The sequence below is a fragment of the Rhodococcus sp. 2H158 genome, assembly GCF_053764755.1.
In genome coordinates this window covers 242,383-259,115 of the sequence record NZ_JBSNCE010000003.1, presented here as the reverse complement: position 1 = coordinate 259,115, position 16,733 = coordinate 242,383, and the positions used below count along the sequence as shown (strand labels likewise).

At 73.4% G+C, this 16,733-nt stretch carries 16 protein-coding genes; 7 read left to right on the top strand and 9 right to left on the bottom strand.

The window, feature by feature from the left end:
- Positions 1-14 precede the first annotated feature (14 nt).
- The 3 genes from ACWPOB_RS04575 to ACWPOB_RS04565 all read left to right on the top strand — a co-directional run bounded on the left by ACWPOB_RS04575 (position 15) and on the right by ACWPOB_RS04565 (position 3,225).
- Positions 15-1,133, top strand: coding sequence for a LacI family DNA-binding transcriptional regulator (locus ACWPOB_RS04575; RefSeq protein ID WP_455400040.1), 1,119 nt, complete (start codon positions 15-17; stop codon positions 1,131-1,133).
- Positions 1,133-2,059 carry a glycoside hydrolase family 68 protein gene (locus ACWPOB_RS04570; RefSeq protein ID WP_455400039.1) on the top strand — a complete coding sequence of 309 codons (927 nt, stop codon included), beginning with the start codon at positions 1,133-1,135 and terminating at the stop codon, positions 2,057-2,059. Before ACWPOB_RS04575 ends, ACWPOB_RS04570 begins: the two co-directional genes overlap by 1 nt.
- A gap of 86 nt (positions 2,060-2,145) precedes the next feature.
- A complete protein-coding gene (locus tag ACWPOB_RS04565; protein ID WP_455400038.1) occupies positions 2,146-3,225 on the top strand; it encodes an ABC transporter ATP-binding protein in 1,080 nt (359 codons plus the stop codon).
- 99 nt (positions 3,226-3,324) lie between these two features.
- Here the strand turns inward: ACWPOB_RS04565 and ACWPOB_RS04560 are convergent, their stop codons facing one another.
- Positions 3,325-3,756: a PPOX class F420-dependent oxidoreductase gene (locus ACWPOB_RS04560; protein WP_455400037.1), complete on the bottom strand. Its 432-nt coding sequence runs from the start codon at positions 3,754-3,756 to the stop codon at positions 3,325-3,327.
- 63 nt (positions 3,757-3,819) lie between these two features.
- Between ACWPOB_RS04560 and ACWPOB_RS04555 the strand changes: the two genes are divergently transcribed.
- Together ACWPOB_RS04555 and ACWPOB_RS04550 are read left to right on the top strand one after the other, a co-directional pair.
- Positions 3,820-4,650 carry a precorrin-3B synthase gene (locus tag ACWPOB_RS04555; RefSeq protein ID WP_455400036.1) on the top strand — a complete coding sequence of 277 codons (831 nt, stop codon included), beginning with the start codon at positions 3,820-3,822 and terminating at the stop codon, positions 4,648-4,650.
- Positions 4,651-4,711: 61 nt separating this feature from the next.
- A complete protein-coding gene (locus ACWPOB_RS04550; protein WP_455400035.1) occupies positions 4,712-6,178 on the top strand; it encodes a dihydrolipoyl dehydrogenase family protein in 1,467 nt (488 codons plus the stop codon).
- Positions 6,179-6,187: 9 nt separating this feature from the next.
- Here ACWPOB_RS04550 and ACWPOB_RS04545 read toward each other — a convergent pair whose 3' ends face one another.
- Entirely contained in the window at positions 6,188-6,934 is a 747-nt protein-coding gene (locus ACWPOB_RS04545; protein ID WP_455400034.1) for an SDR family NAD(P)-dependent oxidoreductase, read from the bottom strand.
- Positions 6,935-7,011: 77 nt separating this feature from the next.
- Between ACWPOB_RS04545 and ACWPOB_RS04540 the strand changes: the two genes are divergently transcribed.
- Complete coding sequence (locus tag ACWPOB_RS04540; RefSeq protein WP_006945766.1) at positions 7,012-7,410, top strand: pyridoxamine 5'-phosphate oxidase family protein; 399 nt, start codon at positions 7,012-7,014, stop codon at positions 7,408-7,410.
- 6 nt (positions 7,411-7,416) lie between these two features.
- Here ACWPOB_RS04540 and ACWPOB_RS04535 read toward each other — a convergent pair whose 3' ends face one another.
- Complete coding sequence (locus ACWPOB_RS04535; RefSeq protein ID WP_455400033.1) at positions 7,417-8,547, bottom strand: M24 family metallopeptidase; 1,131 nt, start codon at positions 8,545-8,547, stop codon at positions 7,417-7,419.
- A gap of 27 nt (positions 8,548-8,574) precedes the next feature.
- On the opposite strand from ACWPOB_RS04535, the gene ACWPOB_RS04530 reads away from it, so the two are divergent.
- Positions 8,575-9,558: a 5'-3' exonuclease gene (locus ACWPOB_RS04530; RefSeq protein WP_455400032.1), complete on the top strand. Its 984-nt coding sequence runs from the start codon at positions 8,575-8,577 to the stop codon at positions 9,556-9,558.
- A 19-nt stretch (positions 9,559-9,577) separates the two neighbouring features.
- Here ACWPOB_RS04530 and ACWPOB_RS04525 read toward each other — a convergent pair whose 3' ends face one another.
- From ACWPOB_RS04525 to ACWPOB_RS04500, 6 genes are all read right to left on the bottom strand, one after another.
- Positions 9,578-10,405: a DUF4333 domain-containing protein gene (locus ACWPOB_RS04525; RefSeq protein ID WP_455400031.1), complete on the bottom strand. Its 828-nt coding sequence runs from the start codon at positions 10,403-10,405 to the stop codon at positions 9,578-9,580.
- Between the two features lie 107 nt (positions 10,406-10,512).
- Positions 10,513-13,242, bottom strand: coding sequence for a DEAD/DEAH box helicase (locus tag ACWPOB_RS04520; RefSeq protein ID WP_455400030.1), 2,730 nt, complete (start codon positions 13,240-13,242; stop codon positions 10,513-10,515).
- A 9-nt stretch (positions 13,243-13,251) separates the two neighbouring features.
- Positions 13,252-14,211, bottom strand: coding sequence for a twin-arginine translocase subunit TatC (gene tatC, locus ACWPOB_RS04515; RefSeq protein WP_100058803.1), 960 nt, complete (start codon positions 14,209-14,211; stop codon positions 13,252-13,254).
- 86 nt (positions 14,212-14,297) lie between these two features.
- Positions 14,298-14,558, bottom strand: a complete 261-nt coding sequence (gene tatA / locus ACWPOB_RS04510; protein WP_100058802.1) for a Sec-independent protein translocase subunit TatA — start codon at positions 14,556-14,558, stop codon at positions 14,298-14,300.
- A gap of 95 nt (positions 14,559-14,653) precedes the next feature.
- Positions 14,654-15,628: a helix-turn-helix transcriptional regulator gene (locus ACWPOB_RS04505; RefSeq protein WP_455400029.1), complete on the bottom strand. Its 975-nt coding sequence runs from the start codon at positions 15,626-15,628 to the stop codon at positions 14,654-14,656.
- Positions 15,625-16,668 (bottom strand): helix-turn-helix transcriptional regulator, encoded by a 1,044-nt coding sequence (locus ACWPOB_RS04500; protein WP_455400028.1) that lies wholly within the window; start codon positions 16,666-16,668, stop codon positions 15,625-15,627. The genes ACWPOB_RS04505 and ACWPOB_RS04500 overlap by 4 nt, the downstream gene beginning before the upstream one ends.
- Positions 16,669-16,733: the final 65 nt, after the last annotated feature.

Here is a 16,733-nt window from a genome sequence, read left to right as displayed (position 1 = left end):
CTACCATCGGGCTTGTGTCCAATCGACCTGCTGCGTTGAGCCTCAGCGACGTCGCCCGGGAAGCCGGGGTCTCCCTGACGACGGCTTCCCGCGCCCTCAACGACTCGTACGGTGTGTCCGCGGCGACGAAGGCGAAGGTCCTCGCCACCGCCCGCCGTCTCGACTACGTCGTCTCCCCGGATGCGGTCCGCCTCGCCGGCGGCCCGACACGACGGGTGGCGCTGGCCGTCCCCCACATCGAGCGCTGGTTCTTCGGCGAGATGGTGAGCGGCATCGAGACGGTGCTCTCCGCGGCCCACTTCGACCTGTTGCTGTACCAGGTCGGCGGCCCCGACGACCGCCACGACTTCTTCACCCGGCTGCCCGCCCGCCGGAAGGTCGACGCCGTCGTGGTGGTCGCATTCCCGGTCGACCAGCACGAGCAGGAACGGCTCGCCCTGATGGGCGTCAGCATCATCGCCGCCGGCGGGCAGAACGCCGACTACCCCTACGTCTGCATCGACGACTATCGTGCCGGCCGCCTGGCCGTCGACCACCTCCTGGAGCTGGGCCACCGGCGCATCGCCATGATCGCGGCCCACGACCCGGACCAGCCCGGCTGGCCGGCCCGCTCGGGCCGGTCGGCGGCGTACGTCGACGCCCTGACCGACGCCGGGATCGCGGTCGATCACGCTCTCATCCGCGACGTCGACTGGGGCGGCCTCAACGCCGCATCGGCGATGGCCGACATTCTCGACGCGGCCCCGGAGCGCGCCCCGACGGCTGTGTTCGCGCACAGCGACGAACTCGCCCTCGGCGCGATCAGAACCCTGCGCCGCCGGGGCCTGCGGATACCCGACGACGTCTCCGTGGTCGGGATCGACGATCACCCCCTCGCCGCACTCACCGACCTGACCACGGTGCACCAATCCGTCCGCGAGCAGGGCGAGATCGCCGCCCGCCTGGTCCTCGACGCGCTGAATCCCAGCCCCACTGCGGACGGTGGCGTACCCACCGCCGTCACGGCCCCGGTGACACTCACCGTCCGCGCCAGCACCGGACCGGCGCCGGACCGCAGGCGGCCGCAGGCGACCCTCCGCGCTGAGAGCGCGACGGCCGCGCCCCCGATTGCCGAACACCCCCAGGAGACCTGATGCGCCTCGCCCTTCCCGACCACTGGGTCTGGGACAGTTGGATGACCGACGACGGCACCGACTACCACCTGTTCTTCCTCCGCGCCTCGCGCGCCCTGCAGGACCGCGATCGCCGCCACTACCGTGCCGCCATCGGACACGCGACCTCGCGGGACGGCGAGCACTGGACCCTGACCGCCGACGCATTGGCGGCCTCCGACGCCCCAGCTTTCGATGACCTCGCGACCTGGACCGGCTCCGTCGTCCGCGACACCGGCGGACGCTGGAACATGTTCTACACCGGCGTGAGCCGGGCCGAGAACGGCCTCGTACAACGCATCGGCCGCGCAACCTCCTCGGACCTGGTCACCTGGACCAAGGACCCCGACCTCGTCCTCGAGGCCGACGGCCGCTGGTACGAACGCCTCGGCGAGGGCACCTGGCCGGACGAAGCCTGGCGCGACCCCTACGTCCTCGAACACGCCGGTCAGTGGCACATGCTGATCACCGCCCGCGCCAACTCCGGCGATCCCGAGGGCCGCGCCGTCGTTGGCCACGCCACCAGCAACGACCTGAGCCACTGGCACATCCAACCCCCCCTCTCGACGCCCGCCGGATTCGGCGAGATGGAAGTCCTGCAGGCGCACACCGTCAACGGGAAACCGGTCCTGGTGTTCTCCTGCGCACCCAAGAACACCAGCGTTCACGCCGGGCACCGTGCGGGGACCTGGATCGCCGAAGGACAGTCCCTGCTCGGGCCGTGGAAGATCACCGAGGCGGCGAACATCGACACCGCCGACCTGTACGCGGTGCAGATGCGGCGGACACGGGAGGGCAACTGGATGACGTGGGGCTTCGACAACGGCGACGGACCGCAATTCGGCACCATCTCTTCCTCGAGTTACGTGCCGTTCACCGGTACCGACAGTTCGACCACGACGCCCTGACACCACCGATACCCGCACCACTCACCTCATTCACCTCACTCGGATCGTCCGGCACGTTCCTGCCGGTGGAGGGACTCTCTTTTCTCATGGCAACCATCACGTACGACCACGCGACCCGACTGTTCCCTGGTTCGGACTGCCCCGCGGTGGACCAACTCGACCTGCACATCGAGGACGGCGAATTCCTCGTCCTGGTCGGCCCGTCCGGCTGCGGTAAGTCGACGTCGCTGCGCATGCTCGCCGGCCTCGAGGACGTCGACGGCGGTCGCATCACCATCGGCGGCCGCGACGTCACGCACGCCGAACCCAAGGAACGCGACATCGCGATGGTGTTCCAGAACTACGCCCTCTACCCGCACATGAGCGTCGCGGAGAACATGGGCTTCGCGCTCAAACTCGCCGGTACCGACAAGTCCGAGATCCGCCGCCGCGTCGGCGAGGCCGCCGACATGCTCGACCTCGGCGCGTATCTGGACCGCAAGCCGAAGGCGTTGTCGGGTGGCCAGCGGCAGCGAGTTGCCATGGGCCGCGCCATCGTCCGCCAGCCTCAGGTGTTCCTCATGGACGAGCCGCTGTCGAATCTCGACGCGAAGCTGCGGGTGCAGACCCGGACGCAGATCGCCCAGTTGCAGCGCCACCTGGGCACGACCACCGTCTACGTCACGCACGACCAGGTCGAGGCGATGACGATGGGCGACCGGGTCGCCGTCCTCCAGGGCGGGGTGCTGCAGCAGTGCGCGTCACCGCGCGAGCTCTACCGCCGGCCCGCGAACGTCTTCGTCGCCGGATTCATGGGTTCACCGTCGATGAACCTGTTCACCGTGCCCGTCACCGACGGCGGAATCCGCTTCGGCGGGCAGGTGATTCCGGTGCCGCGGGACACCCTGGCGGCCGCCGGCCGGGAGGTTGTCTTCGGGATCCGGCCCGAGCACGTCGAGATCGCCGACTCCGGCGGACTGAAGCTCGAGATCGACGTGGTCGAAGAACTCGGCTCGGACGCGTTCATCTTCGGACGCACTCAGGTGGGCGGACGGCACGACCCAATGGTGGCCAGGGTCGACTGGCGAAACCCACCGGAGAAAGGCCAGGTCGTGCACGTCCGCATCGACCCGTCGCATGCCCACGTCTTCGCCACCACCCCCGGCGGCGCCCGGCTACCGCACTAGCAGCACGGCTGTCGAGGGCTTCATGCCTCGCACCCCGGACGGCCGGCATCGGATTTGCGCCGACGCGCTCTCAGCTGTGCGGCATCGCAGCGCTCCCCGTCACCCGCCGTGCCCGGGGGCCGGGGTGCCCGGCTCCGGAGCGGCGGCGCCCGCATCGACGACGCAGGCGATGCCGACGGTGCCGGCGCGGCCGCGGCGCAGCACGCTGCCCTTGACCGTGAGCCACCCGAGGATCCCGTATCTGCGGGCGATCACGGCCCGCGCCCGCTCGGTGCCGGCGGCATCGAGCACGGTGGCGGTGCCGGGGACCGCGTCGCTGCGCGGATTGCCGCGCATGTCGCACACCGCGAGGGTGATCCGCGAATCGCGGCGCAGCCGCTTGACCTTGTAGGAGTCGGTGACGGTCCACACCAGCAGCCGGTCGGCGTCGGCGGCCGCCCATACCGCCGTCGGCACCGGGGTGCCGTCCTTGCGGAACGTGGTCAGCAGCACGTACTTCGCGGCGGCGAGGTCGGCGAAGGTCGGGGTCATGGGCACACCCTACGGAAAACCGCGCCGCCGGCGCGCCGACCGGCGCCGTCTAGCCTGGAGGGCATGCCGCATGCCCATGATCCCGCCGTGGCCGACCTGGTCGAGGTGTCCCTCCCGGGGGGCCGGCTGACCGCGGCGCAGCTGCAGGTCCTCGCCGAGCTCGCCCACGAGCACGCCGGGGGCACCCTCGTCCTCACCGCCGGCGGCCTCGGGTTGCGCGGGGACCGCACCGAGCTCACCGCGCGGCTGACCGGTCACGGCTTCGACCTGCCCGGCGAGCACCGGCACCGCCTGCTCGCCTCGCCGCTGTCCGGTCGCATCGGCGGGCACGTGGACGTGTGGGCGACGCTGGCCGGGGTGCAGGATCGCCTCGACGGGACCGCACCGGACCGCGAGATCGTCGTCGGGATCGACGACGGCACCGGCGACATCGCGGCCCTGGCCCCCGAGGTGGGGGCGTTGGCGTTGCCCGGCGGGCGGTGGGCGCTGCTGCTCGACGGCACCGACTCGGGGGTGCGCCTGCCCCCGGGCGACGTCGTCGAGGCGCTGGTCGCGGCGGCGCAGCGGCCCCGCCGCGCCGGCGTCGCCGCGACCCTCGCGGCCCTGGGCCTGGAGCCGTCGGAACCGGCGGCGCCGCACCCGCCGGCCCCGGCCCGGCCCGTGGGATGGCTCGACCAGCCCGACGGGGCGGTCACCCTCGGCGGTGGTCTGCCCGGGGCGGTGCTGCCGGCGCGGATGGCGGAGTTCCTCGCGGCCGTGGACCGCCCCCTGGTGGTGACGCCGTGGCCGGTGCTGTTGCTGTGCGACCTCGACGAGTGGGCCGCCGAACAGGTGGTGCGGGTGCTCGCCCCGATGGGGCTGATCTTCGACGCCGACTCCCCCGCCCTGAACTGATCCTCACCGCGGCCGCCGCGTTCCGGGGTCGCGCGGCCCGGGCGCGGCCTACCGTGAGGTCATGACCATCGGTGCCGATTCCGAGTCCGACGTGTTCGACGTCATCGTCCTCGGCGGCGGGCCCGCCGGGGAGAATGCCGCCGACTATGCGATCGCCGGCAGCGACCGCACCGCGGTGCTGGTCGAACACGAACTGGTCGGCGGCGAATGCTCCTACTGGGCATGCATGCCGAGCAAGGCGCTGCTGCGACCGGGGCAGGTGCTGGCCGCGGCCCGGCACATGCCCGGCGTCGCCGCCAAGGTCGCCGCGCACGGCGTCGACGTCGCCGACGTCCTCGCCCGTCGCGACGCGTTCACCAGCGGCCGCGACGACGCCGCGCAGGTCGAGTGGGCCCGCGGCGCCGGGATCGACGTCGTGCGCGGGCACGGCCGGCTGAGCGGGCCGTGCGAGGTCACCGTCGACGGCCCGCAGCCGCGGCGGCTGCGGGCACGGCACGCGGTGGTGGTGGCCACCGGCACCACCGCCACCGTCCCCGACCTGCCCGGGCTGCGCGCCGCCCGGCCGTGGACGTCGCGGGACGCGACGAACCTGCGGCAGGTGCCGCGGCGCGCCGCGATCGTCGGCGGCGGCGTCGTCGCCTGCGAGGTCGCCACGTGGCTGCGCGAGCTGGGCACCGAGGACCTGACGATGCTGGTACGCGGGGACCGGCTGCTCGCCCGCACCGAGCCGTTCGCCGGCGCCGCGGTCGCCGCGACGCTGCGCGAGCACGGCGTGCGGCTGCGGTTCGGCACCACGGTGGCGGAGGTGTCCCGCCCGGACGTCGCGGACACCGGCGTGGGGCGCATCCACGGCGGCCCGGTGCGGCTGCGTCTCGACGACGGCGGCGCCCTGGAGGTCGACGAGCTGATCGTCGCGACCGGACGCCGGCCCGCCACCGCCGACCTCGGTCTCGACGCGGTCGGGTTGGCCGGGGACGGCCCGCTGCGCACCGACGACCACATGACCGTCGCCGGGACGGACGGGCGCTGGCTCTACGCCGTCGGCGACGTCACCGGCCGGACCGCGCTGACGCACATGGGCAAGTACCAGGGCCGGGTGTGCGGCGACGTGATCGCCGCCCGCGCCGAGGGCCGCGACTTCGACGCGCCGCGCTACCGGGCGAGCGCCGACCACGGGCAGGTGCCGCAGGTGGTGTTCACCGTCCCGGAGGTCGCGGCGGTGGGCCGCACCGCCGCCGGCGCCCGCGCCGACGGCCTCGACGTCGAGGTGCTCGAGGTCGACATCGCCGTGGCCGGATCCGCTTTGGCCCGGGACGATTTCACCGGCCGCGCCGCCCTCGTCGTCGACCGCGCGACCGACACCGCGGTGGGAGCGACGTTCGTGGGCACCGACGTGGCCGAGCTGCTGCATGCGGCCACGGTCGCGGTGGTCGGTGCGGTGCCGCTCGAGACGCTGTGGCACGCGGTACCGGCGTATCCGACGGTCGGCGAGGTGTGGTTGCGGCTGCTCGAGTCGCGCCGCCGCTGACCGCGCCGGTCAGCGCGGCAGCCGCCGCCAGATCGGCCGCGGCAGCAGCCGCATCCCGAAGAACACCGGCCGCAGCACCGCCGGCACCCACACCTCGCCGCGGCCGCGGCGCAACGCCCGCACCGCCGCGTCGGCGACCCGGTCCGGGGTGCTCGACAGCGGCGCGGGACGCATGCCCTCGGTCATCCGGCCGATCACGAACCCGGGCCGCACCAGCAGCAGGGACACGCCGCTGCCGTGCAGCGCGTCGGCCAGGCCGGCGGCGAATCCGTCGAGACCGGCCTTCGCGGAGCCGTACACGTAGTTCGCGCGGCGCACCCGCACCCCCGCCACCGACGAGAACACCACGATCCGGCCCGAACCCTGGGCGCGCAGCTGCGCCGCGAGGTGCGTGAGCAGCGCCACGTGGGCGACGTAGTCGGTGTGCACGATCGCGACGGCGTGCGCGGCGTCGTGTTCGGCGCGACGCTGGTCGCCGAGGATGCCGAACGCGAGGACCGCGACGTCGACCGGGCCGTACAGGGCCCGGATGTCGGCGAGAACCTGCTCGTGGGTGTCGAGCCGGTCGGCGTCGAACTCCACGGTGTGCACGGCGGCGGCCCCGGCGTCGAGCACGGCGCGGCGCTGCGGCTCGAGGTCCCCGGCGCGGCGCGCGGCCAGGACCACGGTGCGGCCGCGGGCCAGCCGCACGGCCACCGCCGCCCCGATCTCGCTGCGGCCCCCGAAGACGACGATCGAACCCTGCTCGTTGCTCACCGCACCAGTGTGCCCGGGCGGCGCCGGGACGGCCCGGGGCGGGTCCGTCGGTGCCGGGTTCGGCTACCGTCGCAGGCATGGCCCGAACCCCCGCCGCGCTCGGCGACGCCGCGCTGCAGTTCCTCACCGAATACCATCTCGGCACCCTGACGACGCTGCGCACGGACGGCAGCCCGCACGTGGTGGCCGTCGGCTTCACCTGGGACCCGGACGCCGCGGTGGTGCGGGTGATCACCAACGCGACGTCGCAGAAGGCGCTCAACGCCGAGCGCGGCGGGTACGGCGCCGTCAGCCAGGTCGAGCGCGGCCGCTGGCTCACCCTCGAGGGTCCCGCCCGGGTGCGCACGGACCCGGAGGCCGTCGCCGAGGGGGTGCGCCGCTACACCGCGCGGTACCGGCCACCGCGGCCCAACCCGACCCGCGTGGTGGTGGAGATCACCGTCGAACGGGTGATGGGTTCGGTGCTGGACCGGTAGGGCCGGTCACCCCGGCAGCACGGTCAGCCCGTGCGGTCGGTGGTTGAGCGGCTCGCAGCCGTCCTCGGTGACCACCACGATGTCCTCGATGCGCGCACCCCATTCGCCGCGGAAGTAGATGCCCGGTTCGATGCTGAACGCCATCCCGGGCCGCAGCACATCGGTATTGCCGTCGACGATGTACGGCTCCTCGTGCACGGACAGCCCGATGCCGTGTCCGGTGCGGTGCACGAACACCTCGGCGAGGCCGTGCGCGGCGAGCACGTCGCGGGCGGCGGCGTCGACCGAGGCGGCGCTGACCCCGGGCCGGACCGCGTCGACGGCCGCCTGCTGCGCCGCCTCGAGCAGCGCCACCTTCGCCGCGACGTCCGCGGCGGGCGCGCCGAGGCTGTAGGTGCGGGTGGAGTCGGAGTAGTAGCCGGGCTCGACCGGGCCGCCGATGTCGACGACCACGACGTCGCCGGGTTCGAGGACCCGGTCGGAGACCTCATGGTGGGGGTCGGCGCCGTGCGGGCCGGAGCCGACGATGACGAACGCGGCCTCGGTGTGGCCCTCGGCGACGATCGCGGCGGTGATGTCGGCCGCGACCTGCGCCTCGGTGCGCCCGGGCCGCAGCCACCGTTCCATCTGCGCGTGCACCCGGTCGATGGCGGCGCCGGCGCGGCGCAGCGCCTCGACCTCCGCGTCGTCCTTGATCATGCGCAGCTGCCGCACCACCTCCGTCGCCAGCACGGGCGGCACCGCGAACCGGGTCGCGAGCGGCACCAGGTGCAGGGCGGGCATGGCGTCGGCGACCGCGGTGCGCGGGCGCTCCGGCAGCAGCGCCGCCACCTGCGCGTACGGGTCCTGCCCGTCGACCCAGTCGTGTACCGGCAGGTTCAGGTCCGCGGCGGCGGAGTCGGTGAGGGCGGCCAGCTCGAGCCGCGGCACGACGACGGACGCGGGCGCGCCGTCGGTGGGCACCACCAGGCAGGTGAGCCGTTCGAACGATTCCGCCCGCGAACCGAGGAGGTAGCGCAGGTCCGGGCCGGGGGTGACGAGCAGCGCGTCGAGACCGGCGTCGCGGCCGAGGGCGACGGCCCGGGCGAGACGGTCGGCGTATGCGGAGGCGGGGAAGCGGCGCGCGGGGGAATTCATGCGGACAGCGTAGTGGCGTTTGGCAGGATGATCGTCGTGACTGCGACGCCGGCGTCCGCCGCCCCCGTGCCCCCCACCGGCCCGTTGATGCTGCTCGACGGGGCGAGCCTGTGGTTCCGCGCGTTCCACGCGCTGCCCGAGTCGCTCACCGCCCCGGACGGCCGCCCGGTCAACGCGGTGCGCGGGTTCACCGACATGGTGGCGTCGCTGATCACCAAGCATCGGCCGGCGCGGCTGGTGGTGTGCCTGGATCTGGACTGGCGGCCGGCGTTCCGGGTGGCGGCGGTGCCGAGTTACAAAGCGCACCGGGTGGCCGCCGGCTCGGACGGCACCGTCGAGGAGGTGCCGGCGGCGCTGCCGGCGCAGGTGCCGATGATCACCGACGTGCTGGCCGGCGCCGGCCTCGCCACCGCCGGTGCGGCCGGGTTCGAGGCCGACGACGTGATCGGTACTCTCGCCGCCGGCGAGTCCCGCGATCCGGTGCTGGTGGTCAGCGGGGACCGGGACCTGCTGCAGGTGGTGCGCGACGGCTCGGTGCCGGTGCGGGTGCTGTACGTCGGGCGGGGCCTGGCCAAGGCCGAGCTGTTCGGGCCGCCCGAGGTGGCGGCGCGGTACGGGCTGCCACCCGAGCGGGCCGGCGCGGCCTACGCCGAACTGGCGGCGCTGCGCGGGGACCCGTCGGACGGGTTGCCGGGGGTGAAGGGGGTCGGGGAGAAGACCGCGTCGACCCTGCTGCTGCAGTACGGGTCGCTGACGGCGCTGCGCGCGGCGGCGGTGGACCCGGAGTCGGGGCTGGCGAAGGGGGTGCGCGGCAAGCTGATCGACGCCGACGCGTATCTCGACGCGGCGGTGCCGGTGGTGCGGGTCTCCACCGACGCCCCCGTCCGGGTGTCGCGGCCGGACACGGTGCCGTCCACCCCGGTCGATCCGCAGGCGCTGGAGCGGCTGGCGCAGGACCTGGGGATCGGGCGGTCCGTCGCCCGGTTGACCGCGGCGTTGGCCGCGGGGTGAGGGCGACGGACCGGCGCGCTCAGTTGGGGCGGCTGACCTCGTAGGTGCCCTCGTCGTCGGTGAAGGTCAGCGTCACCGACCGGAACTGGCCGTCCACCGTGAGGGTGCACTCGAAGCTGTTGCCCGCCTTGACTTCTTCACCGTCGGGGCACTGCACGTCGGAGACGTCGGTGGCGCCGTAGGACTCGGTGAGGACCTTCTCGACGCCGGCCTGCGCGGCCTCGGGGTCGAGGGTGTCGTTGCCGCCGAGCAGCAGCACGGCGCCGATGATCGCACCGATCACCACGAGCGCGGCGACGGCCAGGCCGACGATCAGCCCGGTCTTCGACTTCTGCTGCGGCGCACCGGCATTCCATTGGCTCGCGCCGGTCGACCCCCACTGCTGGCCGGGCTGCTGCCCCCACTGGGGCTGACCCTGCTGCGGCTGGCCCCACTGCTGGCCCTGGCCGGGCTGCTGCCCCCACTGCGGCTGACCCTGCTGCGGCTGGCCGGAAGTCGGCTGACCCGGCTGGCCCCACTGCTGGCCCTGGGCGGGCTGCCCCCACTGGGGCTGACCCTGCTGCGGCTGGCCCCACTGCTGACCCTGGCCGGGCGGCTGGCCCCACTGCTGGCCGGGGGTTTGGCCCTGGCCGGGCTGCTGCCCCCAATGCGGCTGACCCTGCTGCGGCTGGCCGGGGGTCTGCTGACCCGGCTGCCCCCACTGCTGGCCGGCGGGCTGCCCCTGCTGCGGCGTGCCGAACGCCTGCGTCGGGGCCGGCCCCTGCTCGGCTCCGGAGGACGGCGGGGGCGACGGCGCCCACTGCTTGGTCGAATCGTCGGAATCCTGCGGGTCGTGCGGACCGCTCATTGTCGCCTCCACCTGCCTTCGCTGTGTCCAATTACCGTAGCCGTAGCGCCCCACCCACCACGAGAAAGCCGTGTGGCAGCGCGCGTATCAAACCACACGCGGTGTCGTCACGCCGCATCGACCGCGACGACACCGCGCCGGATCGCGCCGATCGCCCGGGCGGCGGTCTTGGCTATCTGAGGGTCGACCGCGCCGGTGCGGATCTGGTCGAGCAGATCGATCACCTGCCGGCACCAGCGCACGAAGTCGCCCGCCGACAGGTCGCGTCCGGCGGCCCCGGCGGCGATCAAGGCCTCCGTCAACGACTGGGTGCTCACCCACGTGTAGATGGCATCGACGAATCCGGGATCCGGTTCGCGGGTGGGGGGCAGCTTGAAGCGAACCTCGTCGGCGCGCAGCTGCCCGCACAGGCGGACGGTGTCGGCGAGCGCGCGGCGCAGCGGCCCGGTGGGCCCGTACTCGGTGGTGCCCTCCTCGACGCGCGCCTCGTACACCACGGCCGAGACCACCGCGGCGAGTTCGGCGGGCGAGAGCCCCGCCCACACGCCGTGGCGCAGGCATTCGGCGACGAGCAGGTCGCTCTCGCTGTAGATGCGGGCGAGCCGCTCCCCCGCCTCGGTGGTCGACGGGTCGTCGCCGGCGGTGAGGTAGCCCCGCTCGGTCAGCAACCCGACGATCCGCTCGAAGGTGCGTGCGAGGGAATTGGTGGTGGCCGCGGACTGGCGGCGCATCTGTGCGACCTCCCGGCCGAGCCGGTTGTAGCGTTCCCCGAGCCGGGCGAGGCGGTCGAGGTCGGGATGCTCGTGGGCCGGGTGCCGGCGCAGGCGCCGCCGCAGGTCGTCGATCTCGCGGGTGTCGCCGTTCTTGGCGTGCTTGGGGCGGCGCGGCGCGGAAATCCCGGTGCTGCGCAGCGCCGACGCGAGGTCACGGCGGGCCCGGGCGGTGCGGGCGTCGGCGTGCCGGGGCAGCCGGAGCTTGCCGAGCGCGGTGGCCGGTGCCGGGAAGTCCGCGGCCGAGACCCGCCCGGACCAGGCGTCCGCGGTGACCACCAGGGGCCGGGGGTCGGTGGCGTCGGTGTCGGTTTCGAGGACGACGGCCAGTCCGGTGCGCCGTCCGCCGGGGATGGCGACGATGTCGCCGCGTCGCAGCGCGAGCAGCGACGCGACCGCGGCCTGCCGGCGGTCCTGCCGGGCCTGGCGTTCGCGTCGGCGTTCGAGCTGGGTGAGTTCCTCCCGCAGCTGCAGGTAGTCGATGATGTCGCCGTCCTCGCCGCCGAGCTGGTCGCGGAGCTTGGCGAGGGCCTTCTCGTTGCGTTCGATGCCGCGGGTCAGGCCGACGACCGACTTGTCCGCCTGGAACTGGGCGAAGGACCGTTCGAGCAGCGCCCGGGAGTGCTCGGCGCCGACCGCGTCGATCAGGTTGACCGCCATGTTGTACGACGGGCGGAACGAGCTGCGCAGCGGGAAGGTGCGGGTGGAGGCGAGCCCGGCGACGTCGGCGGGCTCGAGGCCCGGCTGCCACAGCACCACCGCGTGGCCCTCGACGTCGATGCCGCGGCGCCCGGCCCGCCCGGTGAGCTGGGTGTACTCGCCGGGGGTGAGCTCGGCGTGGGTTTCGCCGTTGTACTTGACCAGCTTCTCGAGCACCACGGTGCGGGCCGGCATGTTGATGCCCAGGGCGAGGGTTTCGGTGGCGAACACCGCCCGCACCAGGCCGCGGACGAACAGGTCCTCGACGGTGTGCCGGAAGGCCGGGAGCATGCCGGCGTGGTGGGCGGCGATGCCGCGTTCGAGGGCGGCGCGCCACTCCCGGAAGCCGAGCACCTCGAGGTCGGCGCGCGGCAGGTCGCCGGTGTGTTCGTCGACGATGGCCCGGATCTGCGCGGTCTCGGCGTCGGAGGTCAGGTGCAGACCGGCGCGCAGGCACTGGCCGACGGCGGCGTCGCAGCCGGCACGGCTGAACACGAACGTGATCGCCGGCAGCAGCCCCTCCCGGTCGAGGAGGGCGACGACCTCCGGACGCGGCAGCGGCCGGAACCCGATGCGCCCGCGGGGACCGCCCCACCGGCCGGCCGAGTCGAGGGCGGCGCGGCGGCGCACCTGCTCGACGAGTTCGCGGTTGACCACCACGCCGCGGCGGCCGGTGCCGTCCGCGGCGTCCGGGTGCGCGGTGGATTCGAACAGGTCGAAGATGCGGGGACCGACCATGACGTGCTGGTGCAGCGGGATGGGCCGCACCTCGTCGACGACGACGGTGGTGTCGCCGCGCACGGTCTCCATCCAGTCGCCGAACTCCTCGGCGTTGGAGACGGTGGCGGACAGGCTGACCAGGCGCACGTCCTCGGGCAGGTGCAGGATGACCTCCTCCCACACCGCGCCGCGGAACCGGTCGGCGAGGAAGTGCACCTCGTCCATCACCACGTGGGTCAGCCCGATCAGGGTGGTCGAGGAGGCGTAGAGCATGTTGCGCAGCACCTCGGTGGTCATCACCACCACCGGGGCGTCCGGGTTGACGGACTGATCGCCGGTGAGCAGGCCGACCGAGGCCTTGCCGTAGCGGGCGACGAGATCGGCGTACTTCTGGTTGCTCAACGCCTTGATGGGGGTGGTGTAGAAACACTTGCTGCCGGCGCGCAGCGCCAGGTGCACGGCGAACTCACCGACGACGGTCTTGCCGGCGCCGGTGGGGGCGCACACGAGCACGCCGTGCCCGCCCTCGAGGGCGCGGCAGGCCTGCACCTGGAACGGATCGAGCGGGAAGGACAGCTCGGCGGCGAATTCGGCGAGCCGGGGCGGCAGCGCGGTCGCGGTGGATCCTGTGTCGGTGGAGTCGGTCACAGGCGGCGGCTAGAGGGTGTCGGAGTAGTCGGGCGGCGCGGGCTGGGCCGTGGGGCCGGGCGGCACCGTCGAGGTGGGGGCGGGCACCGGGGTGGGTGCCGTGATCGGGGAGCTCTCGTCGTCGTCGAGGTCGCCCCAGCCCTGTTCCCGGTCGCGGCGGGCGCGGCGCCTGTCGTTGAGGCGGGCGAGCTGGATGGCGAGTTCGAGCAGCAGGGTCAGGGCCGCGGCCAGCGCCAGCATCGAGAACGGGTCCTGACCGGGCGTGGCGATGGCGGCGAAGACGAACATCGCCATGATCAGCCCCCGCCGCCAGGCCTTGAGCTTGGCGTAGCTGAGCACCCCGACGGCGTTGAGCGCGACGATGACGAGGGGAATTTCGAAGGACACCCCGAAGATCACGAGCAGGTTGATGATGAACCCGAAGTACTCCGAGCCCGACAGCGCGGTGACCTGCACGTCGTTACCGACGGTGAGCAGGAACGACAACGCGTGCGAGACCACCAGGTAGGCCAGGACCGCGCCGGCGACGAACAGCACCGCGCCGGAGACTACGAAGCCGATCGCGTAGCGGCGTTCCTTGGCATACAGGCCGGGGGTGATGAACGCCCACAGCTCGTACAGCCAGATCGGGCAGGCCAGCACGATGCCCGCGGTCAGCGCCACCTTCAGCCGCAGCATGAACTGTTCGAACGGTCCCGTGGCGAGCAGCCGGCAACTGTCGTCGGCGCTGATGTCGGCGCGCGCGGACGCCGGCAGATCACAGTAGGGGCCGCGCAGGATCTCGCCGAGACTCGGGAGCCCGAACAGGCCGGTGCTGTACCAGACGAACCCGACGATCGTGGTGAGCACCACGGCGGCGAGGGCGATGAGCAGGCGGGTGCGCAGTTCGTAGAGGTGCTCGACCAGCGACATGGTGCCGTCGGGATTGGTCTTGCGCCGGCTTCGACGCGGATCGAACGGGATGCGCACGGTGCGGTTCTCAGCTCCTGTCACGGCCGCCGGGATCAGCGGAGGACCGGGACATCCGCACGGATGCCCCGGTCAGGGAAATACGGTCAGGCCGAACGTGATTCGGGCTGCGGCGTCTGCGGCTGCGGCTCCACGGGGGCCTGGGCCGGCTGGGCCGGCGGCAACGGGCTCGGAGCCTGCTGCTGCGCGGGGCGCGCGTCGTCGTTCTGCATCTCCTTGACCTCGCTCTTGAAGATGCGCAGCGACCGGCCGAGACCGCGGGCCGCGTCGGGCAGCTTCTTCGAACCGAACAGGATGATCACGACGATCGCGACGATGGCCCAGTGCCAGGGGCTCATTGCACCCATTATCAACCTCCACTGATCTGCTGGCGTCGATGCTACCGGACCGACCCTGCACCGGCGCGCCGCACAGGGGCGTTCACGACGAGTTCGGAGCCGGTTCACAGCCCGTTCCCGGCGGGGGCGTCGTACGCGGCCAGGGCGGCCTGCGCCCGGTCCCGCACCGCCGCGACCAGCTCCGGCGGACCCAGCACACTCACCCCCGCGCCGAGGCCGACGGTCAGCCGCGCCATCCAGTCCAGCGACGCGTAGTGCATCACCGCGTCGATGACCCCGTCGTCGTGCACCCGCACGTCGGTGAGCGGGTAGTAGTCGAGCAGCCACCCGTAGCCGGGGTCGATCCGCAGCCGGGCCGCCGGCAGCGTCGGGTCCCCGGCGAACAGGTCGAGGTGGTCGTCCTCGCGCAGCGCCCGCTCGGGCGGGTCCGCCGGTTCGTCGAGTTCGGTGGCGGCGTCGATGCGGTCGAACCGGAACAGCCGCACCCCTTCGGCGGCCCGGCACCAGGCCTGCAGGTAGGTGTGCTCGCCGACCAGCACGATGCGGATCGGATCGACGTCGCGTTCGGACACCGCGTCGCGGGAGGCCGAGTAGTAGGTCAGGTGCAGCGCCCGGCCGTGCTGCACCGCCGAGCGCACGGTCGCCGCGACCGGATCCTCGGCGACGGGCTGCGCGGGGGCGGGCGTGCGGTCGGCGGCGGCGGCGGTGCCGGCGGCGGCCTCGATCTTCGCGATCGCCCCGAGCGCCGCGGTGGGGTCGACCACGCCGGGCATTTCCACCAGCGACCGCAACGCCACCAACAGCGCCGTGGCCTCGGTGGACGTCAGCCGCAACGGCCGGTCGATCCCGGCGGTGAAGGTGACGACGATGCTGTCCTCGGAGAACGAGAGGTCGATCAGGTCGCCGGGACCGTAGCCGGGCAGCCCGCACACCCACAGCTGGTTCAGGTCGTCCATGATCTGTTTCGGGGTGACCCCGAGATCGCGGGCGGCCTCGGCGGCGCTGATCCCCGGATGGGCCGTGAAGTACGGCACCAGGTTCAGCAGCCGGGTCAACCGCCCGGACAGTCGTGTGCTCATCGGCTCTCCCCCCGGTCGGCGCCGCCGCCGCTGTTCGAGACGGCACCGACGGTGGCCGTCGTAGTGGTGGCCAGCACCCGGGTGAGGATGCGGCGCACCTCCGCGCGCAGTTCCGGCGGGTCGAGCACCAGCGCGTCGGCGCCCTGCCCGGCGATCACCCGCCCGATCCACTCCCACGACCGCACCGGCACGTCGAGGACGGTGCCGGGACGGTCGCCGACCGCGCGGCGCTCGTGCTCGGTGCCGAGCCGGCGCAGTTCGAACGCGCGCCCGTCCGCGACCCACACCCGGGCGTGCCCGGTCACGTCGCCGGGGGTGGTGGCGGTCAGGGCGTGCGCCCGCAGATCCACCCCGTCGGGGATCCGCACGGCCCCGGCGGGACCGAAGGCGGTGATGTCGTCGTCGATACGGGAGAGCCGGAAGGTGCGCGGCGCACCCCGGTCCCGGTCGAACCCCACCAGGTACCAGCGGCCGTGCACGGTGACCACGCCCCACGGTTCGACGGTGCGCTCGGTCCACGGGTCGGTCGGGGAACTGCGGTGCCGGAACCGCACCGCGCGGCGCGTGTCGACGGCGGCGAGCACCTGCCCCAGCACCGGCTCGGAGCCGCGGCTGCGGGTCGGCATCGCGGTGATCGCGCCCGCCGGGTCGGCATCGACCTGCACCCCGGCGGCGCGCAGCTTGAGCAGCGCGCCCTGCGCCGCGGAGGTGAGCTCCGGCGACTCCCACAGCGCCGCCGCCACCGCGACGGCGGCCGCCTCGGCGCTGGTCAGCTCGATCTCGGGCAGTTCGTAGGCGTCGCGGTTGATGCGGTAGCCCTCGACGGTGGAGAACCGCGACGGCATGCCGGTCTCGAGCGGGATGCCCAGGTCGCGCAGCTCGTTCTTGTCGCGTTCGAACATGCGGCTGAACGCCTCGTCGCTGCCCGATTCGTCGTATCCGGCGACGGAGGCGCGGATCTTCTCGGCGGTGAGGAACTGGCGGGTGGACAGCAGGCAGATGACCAGATTCACCAGCCGCTCGACTTTGGAATTCGCCACGCGGTGCAGCCTAATCCCCCGCCCGCCGGCCGACCCGGTTACCGGACGCGGGCGACCCGCGGCGC

Excerpts from the sequence above, each read along its gene's own strand:
- ACWPOB_RS04535 (WP_455400033.1), bottom strand. The coding sequence starts at position 8,547 with ATGAATTCCCCCGCGCGCCGCTTCCCCGCCTCCGCATACGCCGACCGT.
- tatA (WP_100058802.1), bottom strand. The coding sequence starts at position 14,558 with ATGGGTGCAATGAGCCCCTGGCACTGGGCCATCGTCGCGATCGTCGTG.
- ACWPOB_RS04555 (WP_455400036.1), top strand. The coding sequence starts at position 3,820 with ATGCCGCATGCCCATGATCCCGCCGTGGCCGACCTGGTCGAGGTGTCC.
- ACWPOB_RS04505 (WP_455400029.1), bottom strand. The coding sequence starts at position 15,628 with ATGAGCACACGACTGTCCGGGCGGTTGACCCGGCTGCTGAACCTGGTG.
- ACWPOB_RS04565 (WP_455400038.1), top strand. The coding sequence starts at position 2,146 with ATGGCAACCATCACGTACGACCACGCGACCCGACTGTTCCCTGGTTCG.
- ACWPOB_RS04550 (WP_455400035.1), top strand. The coding sequence starts at position 4,712 with ATGACCATCGGTGCCGATTCCGAGTCCGACGTGTTCGACGTCATCGTC.
- ACWPOB_RS04570 (WP_455400039.1), top strand. The coding sequence starts at position 1,133 with ATGCGCCTCGCCCTTCCCGACCACTGGGTCTGGGACAGTTGGATGACC.
- ACWPOB_RS04560 (WP_455400037.1), bottom strand. The coding sequence starts at position 3,756 with ATGACCCCGACCTTCGCCGACCTCGCCGCCGCGAAGTACGTGCTGCTG.
- ACWPOB_RS04540 (WP_006945766.1), top strand. The coding sequence starts at position 7,012 with ATGGCCCGAACCCCCGCCGCGCTCGGCGACGCCGCGCTGCAGTTCCTC.
- ACWPOB_RS04530 (WP_455400032.1), top strand. The coding sequence starts at position 8,575 with ATGATCGTCGTGACTGCGACGCCGGCGTCCGCCGCCCCCGTGCCCCCC.
- ACWPOB_RS04525 (WP_455400031.1), bottom strand. The coding sequence starts at position 10,405 with ATGAGCGGTCCGCACGACCCGCAGGATTCCGACGATTCGACCAAGCAG.